The organism is Streptomyces sp. SDr-06 (assembly GCF_003324565.1).
Lineage (GTDB): Bacteria > Actinomycetota > Actinomycetes > Streptomycetales > Streptomycetaceae > Streptomyces.
The window spans coordinates 67,418-87,564 of sequence record NZ_QOLA01000026.1 but is presented as its reverse complement, the minus strand read 5'-3'; the positions used below and the strand labels follow the sequence as shown (position 1 = coordinate 87,564).

17 protein-coding genes are annotated in these 20,147 nt (G+C 72.1%); 7 read left to right on the top strand and 10 right to left on the bottom strand.

The window, feature by feature from the left end; translation table 11 throughout:
* The first annotated feature begins 1 nt into the window (after position 1).
* Positions 2–1,147: an RNA polymerase sigma factor gene (locus DT019_RS33780; protein WP_114040798.1), complete on the top strand. Its 1,146-nt coding sequence runs from the start codon at positions 2–4 to the stop codon at positions 1,145–1,147.
* On the opposite strand, the gene DT019_RS33775 is transcribed toward DT019_RS33780, so the two are convergent.
* Both DT019_RS33775 and DT019_RS33770 read right to left on the bottom strand, forming a co-directional pair.
* On the bottom strand, positions 1,125–3,881 hold the full coding sequence (locus DT019_RS33775; protein WP_114040797.1) for a glycoside hydrolase family 2 protein: 2,757 nt from the start codon (positions 3,879–3,881) through the stop codon (positions 1,125–1,127). The genes DT019_RS33780 and DT019_RS33775 overlap by 23 nt on opposite strands.
* Positions 3,882–4,121: 240 nt before the next feature.
* Positions 4,122–5,297 (bottom strand): ROK family protein, encoded by a 1,176-nt coding sequence (locus tag DT019_RS33770; protein ID WP_114040796.1) that lies wholly within the window; start codon positions 5,295–5,297, stop codon positions 4,122–4,124.
* A 159-nt stretch (positions 5,298–5,456) separates the two neighbouring features.
* Here DT019_RS33770 and DT019_RS33765 point away from each other — a divergent pair, with 159 nt between their 5' ends.
* A complete protein-coding gene (locus DT019_RS33765) occupies positions 5,457–6,905 on the top strand; it encodes an APC family permease (protein ID WP_114040795.1) in 1,449 nt (482 codons plus the stop codon).
* Between the two features lie 72 nt (positions 6,906–6,977).
* Here DT019_RS33765 and DT019_RS33760 read toward each other — a convergent pair whose 3' ends face one another.
* The 3 genes from DT019_RS33760 to DT019_RS33750 form a co-directional block, all read right to left on the bottom strand.
* Positions 6,978–8,471 carry a flotillin family protein gene (locus DT019_RS33760; protein WP_114040794.1) on the bottom strand — a complete coding sequence of 498 codons (1,494 nt, stop codon included), beginning with the start codon at positions 8,469–8,471 and terminating at the stop codon, positions 6,978–6,980.
* 142 nt (positions 8,472–8,613) lie between these two features.
* On the bottom strand, positions 8,614–8,817 hold the full coding sequence (locus DT019_RS33755; protein ID WP_114040819.1) for a hypothetical protein: 204 nt from the start codon (positions 8,815–8,817) through the stop codon (positions 8,614–8,616).
* Between the two features lie 130 nt (positions 8,818–8,947).
* Positions 8,948–9,643, bottom strand: coding sequence for an alpha/beta fold hydrolase (locus tag DT019_RS33750; RefSeq protein ID WP_114040793.1), 696 nt, complete (start codon positions 9,641–9,643; stop codon positions 8,948–8,950).
* A gap of 792 nt (positions 9,644–10,435) precedes the next feature.
* On the opposite strand from DT019_RS33750, the gene DT019_RS33745 reads away from it, so the two are divergent.
* From DT019_RS33745 to DT019_RS33725, 5 genes are all read left to right on the top strand, one after another.
* Positions 10,436–11,458, top strand: a complete 1,023-nt coding sequence (locus tag DT019_RS33745) for a LacI family DNA-binding transcriptional regulator (RefSeq protein ID WP_114040818.1) — start codon at positions 10,436–10,438, stop codon at positions 11,456–11,458.
* Positions 11,459–11,574: 116 nt separating this feature from the next.
* On the top strand, positions 11,575–11,868 hold the full coding sequence (locus DT019_RS33740) for a hypothetical protein (protein ID WP_114040792.1): 294 nt from the start codon (positions 11,575–11,577) through the stop codon (positions 11,866–11,868).
* Positions 11,869–12,018: 150 nt separating this feature from the next.
* Positions 12,019–13,203, top strand: a complete 1,185-nt coding sequence (locus DT019_RS33735; protein WP_114040791.1) for a thiolase family protein — start codon at positions 12,019–12,021, stop codon at positions 13,201–13,203.
* A 221-nt stretch (positions 13,204–13,424) separates the two neighbouring features.
* A complete protein-coding gene (locus tag DT019_RS33730; protein ID WP_114040790.1) occupies positions 13,425–14,861 on the top strand; it encodes an aldehyde dehydrogenase family protein in 1,437 nt (478 codons plus the stop codon).
* A gap of 77 nt (positions 14,862–14,938) precedes the next feature.
* The gene (locus tag DT019_RS33725) at positions 14,939–15,862 is read left to right on the top strand and encodes an AEC family transporter (RefSeq protein WP_114040789.1); all 924 of its coding nucleotides are present in this window, start codon (positions 14,939–14,941) and stop codon (positions 15,860–15,862) included.
* A gap of 10 nt (positions 15,863–15,872) precedes the next feature.
* Here the strand turns inward: DT019_RS33725 and DT019_RS33720 are convergent, their stop codons facing one another.
* The 5 genes from DT019_RS33720 to DT019_RS33700 are packed head-to-tail and all read right to left on the bottom strand — an operon-like array spanning position 15,873 to position 20,108.
* Positions 15,873–16,790, bottom strand: a complete 918-nt coding sequence (locus tag DT019_RS33720; RefSeq protein ID WP_114040788.1) for an endo alpha-1,4 polygalactosaminidase — start codon at positions 16,788–16,790, stop codon at positions 15,873–15,875.
* Complete coding sequence (locus DT019_RS33715; protein ID WP_114040817.1) at positions 16,787–17,449, bottom strand: spherulation-specific family 4 protein; 663 nt, start codon at positions 17,447–17,449, stop codon at positions 16,787–16,789. Before DT019_RS33715 ends, DT019_RS33720 begins: the two co-directional genes overlap by 4 nt.
* A complete protein-coding gene (locus DT019_RS33710) occupies positions 17,446–18,354 on the bottom strand; it encodes an NAD-dependent epimerase/dehydratase family protein (protein WP_114040787.1) in 909 nt (302 codons plus the stop codon). Before DT019_RS33710 ends, DT019_RS33715 begins: the two co-directional genes overlap by 4 nt.
* 7 nt (positions 18,355–18,361) lie before the next feature.
* On the bottom strand, positions 18,362–19,075 hold the full coding sequence (locus tag DT019_RS33705) for an NDP-sugar synthase (protein WP_114040786.1): 714 nt from the start codon (positions 19,073–19,075) through the stop codon (positions 18,362–18,364).
* Between the two features lie 31 nt (positions 19,076–19,106).
* The gene (locus DT019_RS33700) at positions 19,107–20,108 is read right to left on the bottom strand and encodes an SDR family NAD(P)-dependent oxidoreductase (protein WP_114040785.1); all 1,002 of its coding nucleotides are present in this window, start codon (positions 20,106–20,108) and stop codon (positions 19,107–19,109) included.
* Positions 20,109–20,147 lie beyond the last annotated feature (39 nt).

Sequence of the window (20,147 nt, the reverse complement as noted above, 5' to 3'; positions counted from 1 at the left end):
TATGAACGAGGCCCTGCTGCGCAGCCTCACCCCGAGCGTGCTCGCCGTCCTCGTCCGCCGCGGAGCCGACTTCGCGGCGGCCGAGGACGCCGTCCAGGACGCCCTGATCGAGGCCGTCCGCGTATGGCCCGCAGACCCGCCGCGGGACGCGAAGGGCTGGCTCGTCACCGTGGCCTGGCGCAAGTTCCTCGACGCGTCCCGCGCGGACACCGCCCGGCGCAGGCGCGAGGACCTCGTCGACGAGGAACCCGAGCCCGGGCCGGCGTCCGCCGTGGACGACACGCTTCAGCTCTATTTCCTGTGCGCCCATCCCTCCCTGACGCCGTCGTCCGCCGTCGCGCTCACCCTGCGCGCGGTGGGCGGCCTGACCACGCGTCAGATCGCCCAGGCCTACCTGGTGCCCGAAGCGACCATGGCCCAGCGCATCAGCCGGGCCAAGCGCACCGTCTCGGGGGTGCGTCTCGACCGGGCGGGGGACGTCGCGACCGTGCTGCGCGTCCTGTATCTGGTCTTCAACGAGGGCTACTCCGGCGACATCGACCTCGCCGCCGAGGCCATCCGGCTCACCCGGCAGCTCGCGGCCGCCATCGACCACCCCGAGGTCGCGGGGCTGCTGGCCCTCATGCTGCTGCACCACGCCCGCCGCGCCTCGCGCACCGCGCCGGACGGCAGTCTGGTGCCGCTGGCCGAGCAGGACCGCGCCCGGTGGGACACCGCGTTGATCGCCGAGGGTGTCGAGATCCTCCAGGCGGCGCTCGCCCGCGACCAACTCGGCGAGTTCCAGGCCCAGGCCGCCATCGCGGCGCTCCACGCGGACGCGCCCAAGGCAGAGGAGACCGACTGGGTGCAGATCGTCGAGTGGTACGACGAGCTCGCGCGCCTCACCGACAGCCCGGTCGTCCGGCTCAACCGCGCCGTCGCCCTCGGCGAGGCCGACGGCCCCCGCGCAGGCCTCGCGGAACTCGCGCCCCTGGACGACACCCTGCCCCGCCACACCGCGGTGGCCGCCTACCTCCACGAACGCGCGGGCGACCTGTCCACGGCGGCGCGCCTGTACGCCGAGGCCTCGCACAAGGCGCCCAACCTCGCCGAACGCGACTACCTGACCCGTCAGGCCGCGCGCCTCAATACGCGGTTGCGCCACTGACCGTGGCCGTCGCCGTGTTCCACCCCGAGACCCGCAGCCGGGGCGCCGAACCGTGCAGGTCCGCCGTGCGGTACGTCGCCGTCAGGGTCGTCGACTCGCCGGGCCACAGGCTCACCTGGTTGTCCGACCAGCGCACCGGCAGGACGGGTGCGCCCGCCGTGTCGACCAGGTGCACATCGGTGAGGAGCGCGGGTACCGCCCCCGGGCCCGTGTTCCGTACCGTCACCGTCGTCGTCGACGTGCCGTACGTGCCGGTCGTGGTCGTCCCGGTCGCCGACACCGCCGCCTTCGGCATCGAGGCGAGGCCCTTCAGGTCGGCGTACGCCGTGGTCGGGGTGGAGTACCAGTCGGTGTTCGCGTAGTCGAGGACGTCCGGCTCGGTGGAGAGCCAGTACACGTTCCGGCTCACCTCCTTGCCGGAGCCGTCGGCCAGGATCAGCCGGGCCAGATACGTGGTCGACAGGCCGCTCACCGACGCGGGGACGGTCAGCGCGGTGGTGCTCGCCCCGTCGCCCCCGACGGCGACCCCGCTCACCGTCCGGTCGTACTTCTGGGTGCCGTCCGTGGTGAAGAGCGTCACCCGCGCGGTGAGCCCGGAGGCCGCGGCGGGGCGGCCGTTCACGACCGACACCGCGCGGTTGTCGTAGGAGTACTGGATGTGCAGCGGCTCGTTCGCCTTCTTCGCGCCGAAGTAGGCGCCACCCTGATCGAGGTAGCGGTCCGTCAACTGCCAGTGCAGGGACGTCCATCCGCTGTTGAACATCCAGTAGACGACGCCGGTCGCGGGCTTGGCCGCGTCCTTGGCGTTGCGGCCGTACGCCTCGTACTGGGCCCGCACGTTCTCGTACTGCGCGAGCTGTGCCTTGCGTACGTAGTCGTCGAGACCGGTCGGGGTGCCGTAGCGGCCGGCCAGAGCGTCGTCGTACAGCTTGAGCGTGGCGAAGGTCGAGGAGGGGGAGCGGTGGTACTGCTTCGCCGACGGGGACCGCCACAGGGTGTCGAGCTCGGCCGGTGACATCATGCGGCGCAGGGTGTCGAGCGTGGGGATGTCGGGGCCCGCGCTGGTCTCGGAGTTGAAGCCGGTGGCTCCGCCCTCCTGCTTGTTGTACCAGTAGTTCGGCGGGACCCAGTCGTAGGGGCCGGTCATCTTCATGCCCGAACTCCCGCTGATCGGGGCCGAGTTGTCGGAGGCCGCGGCCACCACCGGAGCGGGCCAGTCGGCCGCCGCCAGCGCGTCCGCATACGTCTTCTCGATCTTCGCGTCGGGGGCGAAGTCGCTGCCGATCAGGAACGAGATCACACTGGGGTGATCGCGCAGACGGGCGGCCTCGGCGGCCATCGACGCCTTCGCCACCAGGTAGTCGGCCGAGGTCCACTTCTCGCCCGGCTCGCTTCCGTTGACCTGGCCCTCCCACTTGTCGCAGCACTCCCAGCCCGGCAGGGTGAGGATGCCGTGGCGGTCGGCCAGATCGAAGAACTCGTCCGGCTCGATGTGCCCCTCCAGGCGGATGGTGTTGAGCCCGAGGTCGCGTGCGTAGTTGAGCCGGTCCTCCACGTACGTGCGGTCCCAGCGCAGATACTCGTCGGGGGACCAGCCGCCGCCCTTGATCAGCAGGGGGCGGCCGTTGACCGAGTACTGGCGGGCTCCGTCGGTGTTCAGCGGGGCCTTCACGTCCCGGATGCCGAACGACTCGTGGGTGGTGTCGGAGGTGCTCGACGCGACCGACGCCGTCAAGTCCAGGGCGTACAGCGGCTGCCCGCCCATGCCCGCGGGCCACCACACCCGCGGTGCGGTCAGACGGAGTTGGGGAAAGGCGGCCGGGGTGAAGGCGACCGGCTTCGTCTCGTGCGGCGCGAGGGTGACACTCTGGCTGAAGGCGACCTGCCCGATCGTGCCGGACACGGTCGCGGTGACCGGGGCCGACGAGTCGTTGCGGGCCCGCGCCTTCACGGTGAGCTCCGCCGAAGCGAGCGAGGGCACCGCGAGCGCGGTCACCACATGCGCGTCGCGCAGGGCGACCGGGCCGCCGCGCCTGACCAGTACATCGCGGACGATGCCCATGTTCTGGTCGGGCGGGGGCTGCAGCCAGTCGATCCAGCCGGTCGTGAGGTTCTTCTTCGGATCGTTGGGCTGGATCCGGAAGGCGACCGTGTTCGTGCCGCCGCGCACCAGCCTCGTCACGTCCAGCTCATGCCGGGGGTACGCACCGGTGACCGTGGACTTGTCGGCGACCTGGGTGCCGTTGACGTACACGTCGGCGGCCGAGATCACCCCGCTGAAGTCGAGGTAGGTACGGGAGGAGGTGTCGGTGACGGCGAAGTCCGAGCGGTACCACCAGGGGACGGTGAAGTCCGCCTTGGGGATCTTCTCCTGGTTGGTCGAGTAGAAGGGGTCGGCGTAGGTGCCGGCCGCCAGCAGCGCCGCGAGCACCGTGGAGCGCGGCCCGGCCGGGACCCAGCCCGTGGCGGGGTAGCCGGGGCGCGACACGGCGGCGGGGGAGTCGGTGACCTTGGCCGTCGACTGGATCGCGTATCCGGCGAGGGCGGTCGCGCTGCCCGGCCCCGGGCCGACCTGCGTCACCGGGCCGCGGGCGGGCGGCGCGCCGGGGGTCGCCGTCGAGGTGCCGGCGGTGAGGGTGAGGAGCAGGCCGAGTACCGCGACGGCGGCGGTCCTTCGGCGCGCGGGGGCGGGGCGGTGGAACACGGTCGTCTCCCAGAGGGCTGGTCGGAACATCCGCGCATCGCTAGGGCGACTCGGCTGGAGAACAGCGCGAGTGGTGAACGGGTCACGCCGGGAACGGTTCGGGCCGGGAACAGTCCGGGTTCAGGAGCGGCTCGGGCTGGGAACGGTCCGGGTTCAGGAGCGGCTCCGTGCGGAGCCGCGCAAGTAAAGAAGCCTTACTAACCCGTATCTGCACGCTAGAGGGGTGAATAGGGCATGTCAATCGGTGTCCGCCGTGGTGACGGGGCCTCATCAGTGCGCCGAGCGCCGCTCGAAGGCCACGTCCCGAGCCGTGCCGAGGGCCGTCGCCACCGCGCCGAGCAGCACCGCGTCCTCGCCCAGTGAGCTCGGCGCCACCTTCGGCCGCAGCGGGGTGAGCGCGCGCAGCGTCTCGTGCACCGGACGGAGCAGCAGGTCCGCGCTGTGTCCGACGCCTCCGCCGAGTACCACGAGATCGGGGTCGAGCACGGCGGCGACCACCGCGACGGTGTGCGCGATCCGCTCGCCCTCCAGCTGAACCGCCTTGACGGCGGGGGCGGTTCCGGTCCGCGCCGCGTCGAAGACGTCCTTCGCGGTGAGTGGACCCGCCATGCCGAGCGAGCGTGCGGCCGCGACGACCGCGTCCCCGGAGACCGCGTCCTCCAGTGTGTCCGACTTCTGGTGGCCGGGCCACGGCAGGAAGCCGATCTCCCCGGCGCCGCCGTGCGCCCCGGTGAAGAGCTGGCCCTCGCTGACCACGCCCATGCCGAGACCGGTGCCGATCATCACGTACACGAAGAGCCTGCTGCCCGCGCCGACGCCGAAGGTGTACTCGCCGAGCGCCGCGAGGTTGGCGTCGTTCTGCACGGCCAGCGGTATGCCGAGCCGTTGCCTCATCTGGTCGAAGAGCCCCGGCCTGCCCCAGCCGGGAAGGTGCTGCGCGTAGCGGACGCGCCGCTTGTCGGCGTCGTACACGCCGGGCGTCCCGACCACCGCCTGGGCGACCTTGTCCGCGTCCACGCCCGAGTCGTCCACGAGCCGGTGCGCGCTGGTGACGACCAGGTCGGCCAGGGTGGCCGAGGTGCGGGCGTGGTTGCGGACGTCGGAGCGGGCCACGACCGTGCCGTCGAGGTCGGCGAGGGCGATCCGCAGCCAGGCCCGCCCGATGTCGATGCCCAGGGCGTAGCCGGCGGTGGGATCGGGTGCGTAGAGCACGGCGGCCCGGCCCCGTTCGGGGGTCATGGTGCCCGCCTCGCGGACCAGGCCCGCCAGTTCGAGCGAGGCGAGCGCGCTGGACACCGTGGGCTTGGACAGGCCGGTGTCCCGCGCGAGCTGGGCCCGGGACGCGGGGCCCTCGGCGCGCAGCCGGTCGAGCAGCAGCCGCTCGTTGGAACTGCGCTGGCGCTGCGGGGTCCAGGGCAGGTCGCCGCCCTCGTCGCTGCTGGTCATCGCATCATTCTCACGCATCGGTCCGGGCGGTTGACGGAAGGCCCCTTGACGGTCCAAGTAAAGGTACTTAACTTAAGCACGCCCTCCGCCGGGAGAATCCCCGCACTGGCGAATCGGCAGTAGCTCCCTCTTCTCGTCATCAGCCCAGGGAGGACCCCAGTGTCCGGAACCCCTCCGCCGGCCGGCGGCTTCGTCCGCAGGATCGGACTCTTCCAGGCCACCGCCATCAACATGAGCCAGATGTGCGGGATCGGCCCCTTCGTGACCATCCCGCTGATGGTCGCCGCCTTCGGCGGCCCGCAGGCCGTCATCGGCTTCGTCGCCGGAGCGGTACTCGCCCTCGCCGACGGTCTGATATGGGCCGAACTCGGCGCCTCGCTCCCGGGATCCGGCGGCAGTTACGTCTACCTGCGCCAGGCCTTCCAGTATCGCACGGGCCGCCTCATGCCGTTCCTCTTCGTGTGGACGGCCATGCTGTTCATTCCGCTGGCCATGTCCACCGGCGTGGTCGGCTTCGTGCAGTACCTCGGCTACCTCGCCCCGCACCTCGGGCAGACGGCCGGTGACCTGATCGGGCTCGCGGTCATCGTCCTCGTGGTCCTGCTGCTCTGGCGCGGCATTGAGAACATCGCCCGGCTCGCCGCCGTGATGTGGGCCGTGATGATCGCGTCGGTGGCTCTGGTGATCGTCGCCGCCGCCACCGACTTCAGCCCGCACCTGGCCTTCACCTACCCGTCGGGCGCCTTCGAGCTGACGGGCAGTCACTTCTGGATCGGATTCGCCGCGGGCCTCACCATCGGCATCTACGACTATCTCGGCTACAACACCACCGCCTACATGGGGGCGGAGATAAAGGACCCCGGGCGCACCCTGCCGCGCTCCATCGTCTACTCCGTCCTCGGCATCATGGTGATCTACCTGCTGCTCCAGATCGGCACCCTCGGCGTCATCGACTGGAACCGGATGCTGGACCCGAACGACATCGCGTCGAGTTCGGTGGCCTCCGCGGTCCTGGAGAAGGCCTGGGGCAAGGGCGCCGCCGACGTCGTCACGGTCCTCATCCTGGTCACCGCGTTCGCCTCGGTCTTCACCGGACTGCTCGGCGGCTCCCGGGTCCCCTACGACGCCGCGCGCGACAAGGTGTTCTTCCGCCCGTACGCCAGGCTGCACCCCAGGCACCGCTTCCCGATGCTGGGCCTGGTCACCATGGGTGTCGTCACCGCCATCGGCTTCATGATCGGCCGCCACACCGATCTCACCACCCTCATCCAGCTGCTCACCACCGTGATGGTCATCGTGCAGGCGCTCGCGCAGATCCTCGCCGTGACGGTGCTGCGCACGCGGCAGCCCGGGCTGCGGCGCCCGTACCGGATGTGGCTCTACCCGCTGCCCAGCATGATCGCGCTGGTCGGGTGGCTCGTCATCTACGGCTACGCCGACAAGAACTCGCCCGGCCGTCACCCCATCGAATGGTCCCTGGCCTGGGTGGCGCTCGGCTGCGTCGCCTTCCTCCTGTGGGCGCGCTTCGAGAAGGTGTGGCCGTTCGGTCCGCGCGAGATCACCGAGGAGTACGCGGACGAGCCGCCCGGGCAGACGCTCCCCGTCTGAGCCGGACGCCACTCCCGCGCGACGGCCCCCGCCCGGATGCCCGGACGGGGGCCAACTGGCCCATCGCGCAGGTCACTTGTCCCCGCGCCGTGCCTCCTCAGTGATCGGTATCGAGGTCGACAGAGGGGAACCCGTCACCGGCGAGTGCCCGTTGGAGGACTCGCCGTTCTGGTTCATCGACGCCAGCAGCTGGCGGGCCAGACCGAGGCCGGTGCCGCCCATCGTCAGGGCCTTCGCGAACATCTCCGACATGCCCTCGGCGCCGTTGAGCAGCACCATGTGCTCCACGTTGCCGAAGGCGGACGCGCCCGCCTGCACGATCTGCGGCCAGTTCTCGGCGAGTTGCTGGGCGACCACGGCCTCCTGGTTCTCCGCGAGCGCCGCCGCGCGGGCCTTGATGGCCTCGGCCTCGGCCAGGCCCTGCGCCTTCGCCGACTCGGCCTGCGCGAGCCCCCTGGCCTGCGTGGCCGCAGCCTCGGCCTCGCCCGTCGCCCGGGTCGCCTTGGCGGCCGCGATTCCACGCGCCTCGGTGGCCTGGGCCTCGGCGGCCGCGGCCGCCTTCACCCGGGTCGCCTCGGCGGCCGCCGCGAGCTCGGTCTCCTTCGCCTTGGCCTGGGCGGCCGAGATGCGGGCGTCCCGCTCGGCCTCGGCCAGCGTCCGCTTCTCGTAGGCCTGGGCGTCGGCGGGCTTGCGCACGTCCGCCTGGAGCTGCTGCTCGCGCCGGTGGGCCTCCAGCTCGGCCACCCGGGTCTCCTGGACCACGACCTCCTGCCGGGCCGCGGCGTCCGCGAGCGGCCCCGCCTGACGGGAGCTGGCCGCGGCCTTGTCGCGCTCGGCCTGGTAGCCGGCCTGGAGGATCTCGCTGTCCCGGGTCGCCTCCGACATCCGCGCGAACGCGGCCTGTTCGGCCTCGGTCGCCCGCAGGTTCGCCTCGGCCTGCGCGATCCGCGCGTCCCGCTGCACCGCGGCCGCGTGCGGCATCGCCAGGTTCTTGATGTAACCGGTCGGGTCCTCGATCTCGTGGATCTGCAACGAGTCGACGATCAGGCCGAGCTTCTCCATCTCCGTACCGCAGGCGGCCCGGGTCTGCCCGGTGAGCTTCTCCCGGTCCCGGATCATGTCCTCGACCGTCAACCCGCCCACGATGGACCGGAGATGACCGGCGAAGACGTTGTGCACGCGGTCCGACATCATCTTCTGCTGGTCGAGGAAGCGGCGGGCCGCGTTGGCGATCGACACGAAGTCGTCGCCCACCTTGAAGATGACCACGCCGCGTACCCGCAGCGGAATGCCCTGCTGCGTCACGCAGTCCACCGAGAGCTCCGTCTCGTTGAGATCGAGCGACAGCTTCCGGACGGCCTGCACACCCGGCAGTACGAGGGTTCCCCGGCCCGTGACGATCCGGAACCCCATGCCCTCGCCGAGCCCCTCGGTCCTGTGCTTCGAACCGGAGATGACGAGTGCTTCGTTCGGTTCGGCCACCCGCCACATGAGCTTGAACAGGCCGACCAGAACGATGATGGCGGCGAGAACGAGTCCCGTTGCGACGCCGATGACCATCGGCATACGCCCCCTTCACGCAGTGCCGTTCGGCACTGACGGTGGGAGTTTGCTCCTGGCCGGAGGTGGCGTGAAGACGCTGACGGATCCTTGTCGCAATCTTGATACGCACCGGTGAAAGCGCTGGTCAACCTGAGCGTGGGGATGCTCAGTTGTCGTACGCGGCCATGACGTACACGGTGCGCGGAGGCAGATATTCCACCACCGTGACGACCGTCCCGGTCTCCAGCCGGTCCGTGCCGGCGGCCGGGTGCGCCAGGAAGTGCTCGGCCCCGCCCCGGATCCTGACAATGACCTCACCCACGAGTCCGGGCCCGACCGTTCCCGTCACCCGCCCGAGCAGCCCCACCATGTCCTCGCTCATCGGGGAAGCGTAGCCGACCGGCCCTCCTGGACGGCGGGAACGCATGCCTGCCCGGGTGGACCTCGCCCCGGGCGGCAGAGGTACGGGTGTCCTGCCGCCCGACGTGTTTGATGGCGCGTCAGATCCAGCCGTCCAGCGAGGCCATGAATCCCTCGAAGTCGTCGCGGTGGATGGTGTGCCCCGCGCCCCTGACCGTACGGACCTCGAAACCGCGCGCTTCGAGGCGGGCCACCTCGGCCGCGTCGAACAGGAAGCTCGCGTCGGCGAACTGGACGAGCGAGGGCACGACGGCCTTCGCGGGGACCTGGTCCGTGCCGAACACCGGGGCGAGGCCTATCGCGGAGTTCTCGTCCCAGAGCCTCAGCGTCTCCACCTCGATGTCGACGTCCTCGGCCTCCCAGCGCGGATTGAGATCCGCGATCATCTCGCGGCTCACCGACTTGAACTGGGCGAAGAGCTCCGGACTGACCCCCGAGTCCTGGGTGTTGACGTTCCAGGCGGGGTCCGAGTACACCGCGCGGGCCGGTCGCAGCCGCTCGACGGCGAGCGAGAGCGAAAGCCCGCCGAGGGAGTGCCCGATGGCCAACTCGGCCTCGGCGGGGAGGTTTTCGACGAGGTCGTCGGCGAAGAGCTCGGCGGTGTACTCGCCGCGTCCGCTCGCGCCGTGGCCGCGCAGGTCCACCGCGATGACGCGGTAGCCCCGCTCGGCGAGCGCGGGGCCGACCTTCCGCCAGGTGCGGTGGTCGGCCATGATCCCGTGGATCAGGAGCGCGACACGGTCGCCCTCTCCCCAGGTACGGGTGTTGAGCTGCACGGTGCTGCCTTTCGATAAGGGCTTTCGGTACGGGTGGTGCTGTCGGTCGGTCGGCGTACGGACCGGGGCGGGCGGCGCGGTCGGGCGCGAGCCAGCCCCGGAACCGTACAAATACGGGTCCCGGACCGGCACGCCGCTGCGTGCCCGCCCCGGCGACCCGTACGGACAGGGGCCCCGGCTGCCGCGCCCGTCGGGTGCGCACCGGCCCGGGTTCCGTACGTCTCGGTGCACGGGCCTGAGGGATGCGGAGCCGATATCCAGCCACCGCGAAGCGGCCGAAGGCCGGCGACGGGTGGCCGATGAACGCCCGGCGCGCGTCGAGGTCGCGCGGCGCCCCGGCGAACGCGGCGACGTGGCGACGGCGCAGGCGAGGGCGGCCTGGTGGACGTTGAGCGCCGTCCGGAGCGCGAGCGGGACACCGGGCGCGCCGACGCACAGGGCGCTCGGGCGCCGCCGAACAGGAGCAGCCGCAGCGGTCCGCGTGCGGGCCGGGGAGCGGAGGCGGGGGAGGCCTCCGGGGTGCCGGTGCCGGGGGAAAGAACCACGCTGCCCTCCAGGAGTGGGAAGAGGCGGACGCAAATCGCGAGCCGCCCCCAAACGGCGTCCTGACCGGCCGGAATTGAGGGGTCCCGACGAGAAGGCGAACCGCGTGACACCGGTGACCGCAAGGGCCGAGGTCGTCTGGCCGTCATCATGACACGTGTCAATTGCTCGTGTAAGCACGGTCCGGCATCGAATTCAGGCCATCCGCTCGACCCCGGGCAGGAGGCGTCTGGAAAGATGCCGAGCGCGATGAGCCAGACACCCAAGCAGCCTGCCGACCGTCCCGTCCCGACCAGCGCCGATGTGGCCCGCCTGGCCGGGGTCTCCCGGGCGACCGTGAGCTACGTGCTCAACAACACCTCGGCCGTGCGGATCAGCGAGCCCACCCGGGTCCGGGTCCGTGCCGCGGCCGAGGAGCTGGGGTACGTGCCGCACGCCGCGGCCCGCAGCCTGCGCGCCGGCCACACCCGAATCGTGCTGCTGCCCACGGCCCACATCCCCGTCGGCCCGCTCTACAGCCGGTTCTTCAGCGAGCTCCTGTGGGAGCTGCGCCGGCTCGACTACACGGTCGTCCAGTACGGCAGCCTCGGGCTCGGCGCCGACGAGGCGGCCCGCGCGTGGGCCGAGCTGCGCCCGGTCGCCGTGGTCTCGCTGGGCGAGATCGAACTCACCCCCCAGGGCATCCAGCTCCTCAAGCGCTCCGGGGCCCGGGCTGTGATCACGCTGGGCCCGCAGCGCGTCGAGGGCGCCCACGCGCTCGTGATGGACCAGCGCGAGATCGGCGAGAGCGCGGTCGTCCACCTCCGCGAGCGGGGCCGCCGCAGGATCGGTGTGCTGATGCCGGCCGAGCCCGGCCTCGAACTCTTCTCCCAGCCGCGCCTTGCGGGCGCCCGCAAGGCCGTGCACGGCAGCGACGCGGTGATCGAGCCCTTGGCGATGGCGTACACGGAGGAATCAGCGGCCGAACTCGCGGGGCGGTGGCGCGCGTTGGGGCTCGACGCGGTGTTCGCCTACAACGACGAGTACGCGATGCTCCTGATGCGCGCCCTCCAGGACGCTGACATCGATGTCCCGGGCGAAACCGCCGTGATCGGCGCCGACGATCTTCTGCTCGGCAGGCTGCTGCGGCCGCGTCTGAGCACGGTCCACGTGGAGATGGTGACCGGGCGCCACCTGGCCGAGCTGGTGGACCGCGTGGTGCGCGACCCGGACGGCACCCCGGAGCGCCACGACCTGATGGGCGCCCGGGCGCTGCCGCGCGAATCGAGCTGAGCGGCGGCTCCGGTGGCAGCGGCCCTCTCGGTGGCCTGCCCGTGCCGGACGGGGCGTGGGAGGTTCATGGGTCGCAAGGACGTGCGTCCGGCGTCCCGGGTGTCTAGCGTCGGAGCATGAGTAACCAACCAGAGCGCCCGAGCCGGCACCCCCGGCGTTTCGAGATCCTGCTCGTTCCCGAACACGTCGAGGACCGGGGCAACGCCTCGGTCGCGGACAGTGCCGTGCGGTCCGCCGTCGTCGAGGCGACCGGTGAGGCGGGGGTCTCGGGTTACCCGCGCTACGCCGGGCACGGCATCGTGGCCGAGATCGACTCCGCCACGCACGCCGTCGAGGCGCTCCTGGTCGACGGATCCGAGCTCGACCTCGGGCTGAGCGTGGTGGTCAGGGAGGTCCCGGAGCGGCCGTGATCATGTTTCGGCCGGGGCCCGTTGACAGCGGACGGAGGTGGGCAGAGACTCGGGCGCAGCCATTCATGAACATCACTTCACTGGGCGAACAGGCTGCTGGCCTGGCGGCCGGCGGCCCCGAGCGGTGAAGAGATCCGTGGGAGAGACCCGATGAGCATCCGCGACGTGTACATCGTCGACGCCGTCCGCACCCCCATCGGCAAGTTCGGGGGTGCGCTCGCCCCGGTGCGGCCCGACGACCTCGCCGCGCACGTGGTCAGGTCGCTCGTGGACCGCACCCCGGAGCTCGACCCGGCCCGGATCGACGACGTGTACTTCGGCGACGCCAACGGCGCGGGCGAGGACAACCGCGACGTGGCCCGCATGGCGGTGCTGCTCGCGGGGCTGCCCGTCTCGGTGCCCGGCGTCACCGTCAACCGCCTCTGCGGCTCCGGCCTGGAAGCCGTGATCCAGGCGGCCCGCGCCATCGCCGTCGGGGACGCCTCGATCGCCGTCGCGGGCGGCGTGGAGTCGATGTCCCGCGCCCCCTGGGTGGTGCAGAAGCCCGAGCGCGCCTTCCCCGCGGGCCACCAGCAGATGTACTCGACCACACTCGGCTGGCGCATGACCAACCCGAAGATGCCCGCCGAGTGGACGGTCGCGCTCGGCGAGGGCGCCGAACTCATCGCCGAGCGGCACGGCATCACCCGCGAACAGCAGGACGCCTTCGCCCTCGACAGTCACCGCAAGGCGGCCGAGGCCTGGGCCAAGGGCCTCTACGACGGCGAGGTCGTCCCCTACGAGGGCGTCGACCTGGCCCGTGACGAATGCATCCGTGAGTCCTCCACGCCACAAGCGCTCGCCCGCTTGAAGCCCGCCTTCCGCAAGGACGGGTCGGTGACCGCGGGCAACGCGTCCCCGCTCAACGACGGCGCCGCGGCCCTGCTCCTCGTCGACGAGGAAGGACTGCGCGCCACCGGGCGCGAGCCGCTCGCCCGCATCCGCAGCTCCGCGGTGACCGGCATCGAACCCCAGCTCTTCGGGCTCGGCCCGGTCGAGGCCGTCCGCAAGGCGCTCGCCAAGGCGGGCAAGGACTTCGGCGACCTCACCACCTTCGAACTGAACGAGGCGTTCGCCGCCCAGTCGCTCGGCTGCCTCGCCGCCTGGCCCGGCCTCGACCCCGCCGTGGTCAACCCGCGCGGCGGCGCCATCGCCATCGGCCATCCGCTCGGCGCCTCCGGAGCCCGGCTCGCCGGCGCCGTCGCCCACCAGCTCGCCGCCGCCGGCTCCGGCACGGGCCTGGCCGCCCTCTGCATCGGCGTGGGCCAGGGCCTCGCCCTCGTGCTGGAACGCTGACCCGCCGAGGACATGCGGGAGTCGAAGCCCCGGGGCAGGAGCTGTCCGACCCCGGGCTTCGCCGCGGGGACGGCGTCCAGGGGCCCCAAGGTTTCGTTGAGCGGTGAAGCATCTTACGATGAGCCCCGCGCGCGGCGCCCCGACCGGGCTGCCGTATGCCTTCAACTACCGTGCCCTGTACGGGACTTCACCTCGCCCGACCGTGAGACGGGAGATCCTCCATGACCCTGCTCCACCCCAAGACGTGGCAGCCCACACCGCTCGCCGGGGGTGAGTACGAGGTCGTCGAACCCGCCACGGGCGAGGCGCTCGGCGCCGTCACCCTCGCTGCGGAACAGGACGTCGACGCGGCCGCCGGAGCCGCCGCCGCGGCGCAGGCCGCCTGGGCGCGCACCCCGCACTTCGCGCGCGCGGCGGTCCTGCGCCGGGCGGGCGACCTCTTCACCCACCACGCCGACGAGCTGCGGGAATGGCTGATCCGCGAGTCCGGCTCGGTCTCCGGCAAGGCGGACTTCGAGCTGCACGTCGCCGCGCAGGAGTGCTACGAGGCCGCCGCCCTGGCCTCCCGGCCGCTCGGCGAGGTGCTGCCGAGCGAGCAGCCCCGGCTCTCCTACACCCGCCGGGTCCCGGTCGGCGTGACCGGAGTGATCGCCCCGTTCAACGCCCCGCTCATCCTCTCCATCCGCTCGGTGGCCCCCGCGCTGGCGCTGGGCAACGCGGTCCTGCTCAAGCCCGACCCGCGCACCGCCGTCTGCGGCGGCCTCGCCCTCGCGGCCGTGTTCGCGGAGGCCGGGCTGCCCGTGGAGCTGCTGCACATCCTGCCCGGCGGCGCCGAAACCGGCCAGGCCTTCGTCGCCCACCCGCTGATACCCGTCATCTCCTTCACCGGATCGACCGCGGCCGGGCGCCGGGTCGGCGAGGCCGCCGGGCGCCAACTCAAGCGCGTCCACCTGGAGTTGGGCGGAAACTCCGCCCTCGTCGTGCTCGCCGACGCGGACATCGAGGGCGCGGTCGCCCAGGCCACCTGGGGCTCCTTCTTCCACCAGGGCCAGATCTGCATGACCACCGGCCGCCACCTCGTGCACGCCTCGCTGTACGAGGAGTACGTCGAGCGGCTCGCCGAGAAGGCCGACGCGCTGGCCGTCGGCGACCCGTACCGCGAGCAGGTCCACCTCGGCCCGGTCATCGACCGGCACCAACTCGCCAAGATCCAGGGCCTGGTGGAGGCCAGCACCGGCCGCGGCGCGAGGCTCGCGGCGGGCGGCACGCACCGGGACCTCTTCCACCGCCCCACCGTGCTCGCCGACGTGGACGACCACACGCCCGCCTACGCCGAAGAGGTTTTCGGCCCGGTCGCGCCCGTCCGCTCCTTCGCCACCCTCGACGAGGCCGCCGCCCTGGCCGCCGCGGGACCGTACGGGCTCTCGCTCGGCGTCGTCACCCGGGACACCGCGCTCGGCCTGGAGTTCGCGGAACGCGTCCCGACCGGGATCGCGCACATCAACGACCAGACGGTCAACGACGAGGCGGTCGCGCCCTTCGGCGGGATCGCGGCCTCCGGGACCGGCGCCCGGTTCGGCGGCTCGGCCAATCTGGACGCGTTCACCGATCTGCGCTGGACCACCGTGCGCCGCGAACCGGCGGACCACCCCTTCTGAGCGCCGCGCACGCGGGGCAGTTCGCGCGGCGCGACCCCGGCGGCGCCCGGCGGACACCGGTCAGGCATCCTTGGCCGGTGCATTCGGTTCTCTCCGGCTTCCTGCCCATCTGGACCATCACCGCGTTCGGCTGGGCCGCCGGGAGGTTCAACCTGCTCGGCGACCAGGCCCAACAGGTCCTCGGTCGCTTCGCGTTCACCTTCGCCATGCCGTCGCTGCTGTTCCTGACGATGGCGAAGTCCCGGCCGGGCGAGCTCGCACAACCGGACGTCGCGGTGTTCGCGTTCAGTCTGCTCGCCGTCTTCGCCGCCGGGCTGATCGCGAGCCGGCGGCTTTTCGGCCGCAAGAAGGCCGAGCAGGCGATCGGCGCGATGGCCGCGTCCTACGTGAACTCGGCGAACCTCGGCATCCCGGTCGCCGTACACGTCCTGCACGACACGTCCTTCATCGTGGCCGCCGCCCTCTTCCAGATGCTGTTCATCACGCCCCTGATCCTGGTGCTCATCGAGCTCGACGTACGGCCAGACGCGGGCGGACGCCGACTGCGCATGCTCCAACTCCCCATCCGCAACCCGGTGGTCGGCGCCTCGGCCGCCGGGGTGGCCGTCGCCGCGCTCGGCCTGCGGCTGCCCGCCGAGGTGACCTCGCCGCTCACCATCCTCGGCGGCGGCGCCGTCCCCGCGGCCCTGTTCGCCCTCGGCATGTCGCTCACCGCGCGGGCGGCGGCCGACCCGGGGGCGCGGGCCGAGCGCACCCTGCTGGTCGCCCTGAAGACCGCGGTTCAGCCGCTCCTCGCCTATGCGCTGGGCCGGTGGGGCTTCGGGCTCGACGGGCGCGAGCTGTTCGCGGTGGTGCTCTGCGCGGGACTGCCCACCGCGCAGAACGCCTTCATCTTCGCCTCCGAATACCGGCTGGACACCGCGCTCCCCAGGGACACCGTGCTCCTCTCGACCCTCCTGTCGATGGCGTCCCTCTCCCTGATCACCGTCCTCCTCGGTTGACGCGGCCCGCTCAGCAGGGTTGGCGCCAGACGTCCAGCTTGAGGTTCTTGCGCATCGAGGAGAGTCCGAGCTTGTCGGACTCGGCGCAGAAGTCCTTGGTGGGCAGCTCGTACTCGACGTGGAACACCGCCTTGTCCGCCTTCACGAACGGCGTGAGCAGCGCGCACTCGTCGTACTGGGCGCACTGCTCGTTGACCGCGAAGTCGAAGGACCCCACCAGGTCGGGAATCTGCTGGAGATCGTTCTTGAGGCCCACCGCCAGGCCGCGCGCGTGCGCGAGCCCGGAGAGCATGCGGTTGTACGCCAGCTGGTCGGCGGCCTTGAGGGGGAAGCCCGTCTTGTTGAGGTAGCCGTCCATGAGATCCGGCTCGACCGCGTCGAAGCCCTTCTCCTTGCACATGTCGAACCGGCGCTCCATCAGCGGCCGCAGCACGTCGATGCGCCGGATGTCGAGCCAGCGCTCGCCCTGCCAGCCGTTGTTCTCGCCCTGCACCGCGCCCGGGAAGGCGTCCTTGTCGGGCCGGAAGTTCTCCCACGCGCCCGCGTTGATGTAGCAGATCGCCTTGCGGCCCTGGCCGTGCAGCTTGGCGACGTCGGCCGCGGTGTTCTCGAAGCCGTCGATGTCGTACACCGGCACGTCGGGGCCGTTGTCCACCCGGCCGTTGAGCTGCCACTGCCAGGCGGTGCCGGGCTTGGGCTGCCACACCTTCGCCGGGGCCGAACCGCTGGGCGAGGGAGGCGCGGACCGGCTCGGCGAGGGCGCGCCGGGGGAGGAGTGGGAGGGGGCGGGGGTGGTCGTGGGCCGCGGGGTGTCCGGGCCGTCCGCGTCGTCGTCCGGGGTGCCGGAGGAACAGGCGGTGGCGAGCAGCAGCAGGGCGGTGGCGGTGCACAGCAGCGCCGTCCGATTGCGGGCCAGGGTGCGGTTCATGGCGTCTTTCCGGGAAGCACGGGCGGCAGTTCCGCCCACGGATTGGGTAACTCGCGCTCTACCACGCAGCACACGCCCGCGCCGCGTTCCCCCGCCGTGCGCAGGGCGAGCGGGAGGAGCGCTCCGGGCACGCCGTACACCAGGTGGCACAGGCGTTCCGGCGGCTGGCGGTCGGCCCAGCCGGGCCGGGTGAAGGCGGACACGTACGTCGTCCAGTGTCCTTCGAAGGTGACGATCAGATCGGCGATCCGCAGATAGCCGGGCGCGGGATGGACGCCCGGATTGAGCACCACGGTGGTCGCGCCCGCCTGCCGCGCGGCCCGGGCGGCCCGCCGCACGAACGGCAGGCCGCTGCGGTCGGCGGGCGCCCGGTCCAGGAAGAAGCCGTCCGCCCCGTACCACGCGCGGTGTCGCTCGACGTCGCGCACCACGGCGGCGGGCGGCCGCGCGCCGTAGTCCAGGTCGACGTAGCCGAGCACCCGCACCCCGGCCGAGCGCAGCGCCGCGACCGGCTCGAGGAACGCCGGGTCCGGGGCGGCCCCGGGCCCGTCCGCCGTGTTGAGCACCACCCCGTAGAGCCCGGCCGCCTCCTCGGCGAGCCGCTGCCAGGCGACCGGGTCCTGCGCGGGGTGGACGTAGAGCGGAACGAGCAGCATCAGTGCACCGGTTCCCGACGCGGCTCGGCGCGCACGGCCGCCCACAGCGCGGACACCGAATCGGCGAGGGTGTACCGGGGCGACCAGCCGAGGGTGGTGCGTGCCGCGCCAGGGTCGGAGCACTGCCAGGGCACGTCCGCCGAGCGGGCCGAGCCCTCGGCGTTCTCCTCGATCCGGCCCGTGAACCCGGCGGCGCGGACCAGTTCGGCCACCAACTCCCTTACCGGGACGGCCTGTCCGCTGCCGATGTTGAGCACCGGCGGCAGCGGGGCGCCGCCGGTCGCCGCGAGGACCGCGGCGTGGGCGACGTCGCGGACGTCCACGAAGTCCCGGTGCGCCGAGAGGTCGCCGAGGCGCACCGTCGCGCGCGGCGCCAGATCGCGCAACTGCCGTGCGAGCCGGCCCGGCAGCCCGGCGGCGGGCGCGCCGGGGCCGACCGGGTTGGTGATCCGCAGGACCACGGCGTCCATGCCCGACGAGGTGACGGCCAAGGTGCCCGCCAGTTTGGTGGCGCCGTACAGGGTGCTCGGTCGGGCCGCGACCTGCTCGGTGACGCGCTCGCCGATCCCGCTCGGCCCGTACTCGGCCGCCGAGCCGAAGTGGACGAGCCGGGCGGTCGGCGCGGCCTCGCGCAGGGCCGCGCACAGCACGGCCGGGCCCCGGACGTTGACCTCGGCAAGGGCCATGGACTGCGGGCCCACCGCGCCCGCGCAGTTGACGACGGCGTCGGGGGCGAACGAGAAGAGCCGCTCGGCCAGCGGGTCGGGGCCGACGGTGGCGAGGTCCACGTCGAGGTCCGCGGACGGACCCCGGCCCCCGCCGAAGAACCGCACGCCGGGCAGGGCGCGCAGCTCCCGGGCGACATGGCCGCCCAGGTAGCCGCTGTGGCCCAGTACGAGAATGCGCATGGGCGGGTCAGGCCCCCTTGAGCAGCAGGGCGCGGTGGGAGGTGAACTCGGCGTTCGCCCGGTCGTAGTCGTCCGGGCGGCCGATGTCGAGCCAGTAGCCGTCGAACGCGTAGGCGCGCGGCGGGGTCTCGGCCTTGAGCAGGTCGAGCACCAGCTCGTCGAAGCCGAGCGGAAGGCCCGGGGTGTAGGCGGCCAGGGTGCTCAGCGACAGTCCGTACACGCCCATCGAGACCCGGTAGTCCATGCTGGGCTTCTCGGTGAAGGCCACCACCTTGGTGTCGTCGGTGGTGAGCACCCCGAAGTCGATGTGCACCTTGCGGGCGTACGTGGCGATCGTCAGCGGCGCGCCGCTGGTGCGGTGCTGGGTGAGCACGTCCGCGTAGTCGAGGTCCGTGAGGATGTCCCCGTTCATCACGAGGAAGGACTCGGGCAGCCGGTCCCGCATCGTCAGGAGCGGGCCGATGGTGCCGAGCGGGCTCTCCTCGGTGCTGTAGTCGATGTTCAGACCCCAGCGTTCGCCGTCGCCCACGTAGGCGCGGATGATCTGGCCCAGGTGACCGATGGCGATGGTGCATCCGGTGAACCCGGCGGCCGCGAGCTGGCGCAGCACGATCTCCAGGATCGCGTGCTGGTCGCCGATCGGGACGAGCGGCTTGGGCAGCGCCGTGGTGTAGGGCCGCAACCGTACGCCCTTGCCTCCGGCGAGTATCACTGCGTGCATGGAAGCCTCCCTGAGAATGGGCCTTGCGGGCTCAGATGTTGTAGATGCCGGTCTTGTAGCGGGCGAGGTTGGCCGGATCGCGGAAGAACTCCGCGGTCCGCTCCAGACCCGCCTCCAGGCCGTGCCCCGGCTGCCAGCCGGTGGCCTCGGTGAGCCGGCTGGCGTCCGCGACCAGGCGCATCACCTCGGAGTTGGCCGGCCTGATGCGCTGCCCGTCCTCCTGTATGTCGAGTTCGGCGCCCATCACCTTGCCGATGAGCCGTACGAGGTCGCCGACCGAGATCTCGGTGCCGGTCCCGGCGTTGAACGTCCGTCCCACGACCCGCTCGGCGGGGGCGGTGCCGACGGCGAGGAAGGCCTGCGCGGTGTCGGCGGCGAAGGTGAAGTCGCGGGTGGGGCGCAGGTCGCCGAGCGTGATGGTGCGCGAGCCCGCCGCGACCTGGCCGATGACGGTGGGGATCACGGCCCGCATCGACTGCCGCGGCCCGTAGGTGTTGAACGGGCGCAGCGTCACCACGGGCGTCGCGAAGCTCGCGTAGTAGCTGTCCGCGAGCCGGTCCCCGCCGGCCTTCGAAGCGGCGTACGGGGACTGGGTGTTGATCGGGTGGTCCTCGGTGATCGGCACGGTCTGGGCGGTGCCGTAGGTCTCGCTGGTCGAGGTGTGCACCAGGCGCGGGGTCTCCAGGGCGCGGACCGCTTCGAGCACGTTGAGCGTGCCGGTGACGTTGGTGTCCACGTAGCTGTGCGGCGCCTGGTAGGAGTACGGGATCGCGATCAGGGCCGCCAGGTGGTACACGGCCTCGGCGCCTTCGGCGAGCCCGCGCACGGAGCCCGGGTCGCGGACGTCGCCCAGGACGATCTCCACCTGGTCCAGGACGTCGGCCGGCAGGGTCTCCAGCCAGCCGTAGGAGGAGAACGAGTTGTACTGGGCCATCGCGCGGACGCGGTGCCCGGAGGCGACGAGGGCCTCGGTGAGGTGGGAGCCGATGAAGCCTTCGGCTCCGGTGACGGCGACAAGCGGTGCGGAAGTCAACTGCCGCTCCTTTCAGGGCTGTTCACAGCATGAAGTGAT

Coding starts and splice junctions, on each gene's coding strand:
- DT019_RS33780 (WP_114040798.1), top strand. CDS start 2: ATGAACGAGGCCCTGCTGCGCAGCCTCACCCCGAGCGTGCTCGCCGTC.
- DT019_RS33775 (WP_114040797.1), bottom strand. CDS start 3,881: ATGTTCCGACCAGCCCTCTGGGAGACGACCGTGTTCCACCGCCCCGCC.
- DT019_RS33770 (WP_114040796.1), bottom strand. CDS start 5,297: ATGACCAGCAGCGACGAGGGCGGCGACCTGCCCTGGACCCCGCAGCGC.
- DT019_RS33760 (WP_114040794.1), bottom strand. CDS start 8,471: ATGCCGATGGTCATCGGCGTCGCAACGGGACTCGTTCTCGCCGCCATC.
- DT019_RS33755 (WP_114040819.1), bottom strand. CDS start 8,817: ATGGTGGGGCTGCTCGGGCGGGTGACGGGAACGGTCGGGCCCGGACTC.
- DT019_RS33745 (WP_114040818.1), top strand. CDS start 10,436: ATGAGCCAGACACCCAAGCAGCCTGCCGACCGTCCCGTCCCGACCAGC.
- DT019_RS33740 (WP_114040792.1), top strand. CDS start 11,575: ATGAGTAACCAACCAGAGCGCCCGAGCCGGCACCCCCGGCGTTTCGAG.
- DT019_RS33735 (WP_114040791.1), top strand. CDS start 12,019: ATGAGCATCCGCGACGTGTACATCGTCGACGCCGTCCGCACCCCCATC.
- DT019_RS33730 (WP_114040790.1), top strand. CDS start 13,425: ATGACCCTGCTCCACCCCAAGACGTGGCAGCCCACACCGCTCGCCGGG.
- DT019_RS33720 (WP_114040788.1), bottom strand. CDS start 16,790: ATGAACCGCACCCTGGCCCGCAATCGGACGGCGCTGCTGTGCACCGCC.
- DT019_RS33710 (WP_114040787.1), bottom strand. CDS start 18,354: ATGCGCATTCTCGTACTGGGCCACAGCGGCTACCTGGGCGGCCATGTC.
- DT019_RS33705 (WP_114040786.1), bottom strand. CDS start 19,075: ATGCACGCAGTGATACTCGCCGGAGGCAAGGGCGTACGGTTGCGGCCC.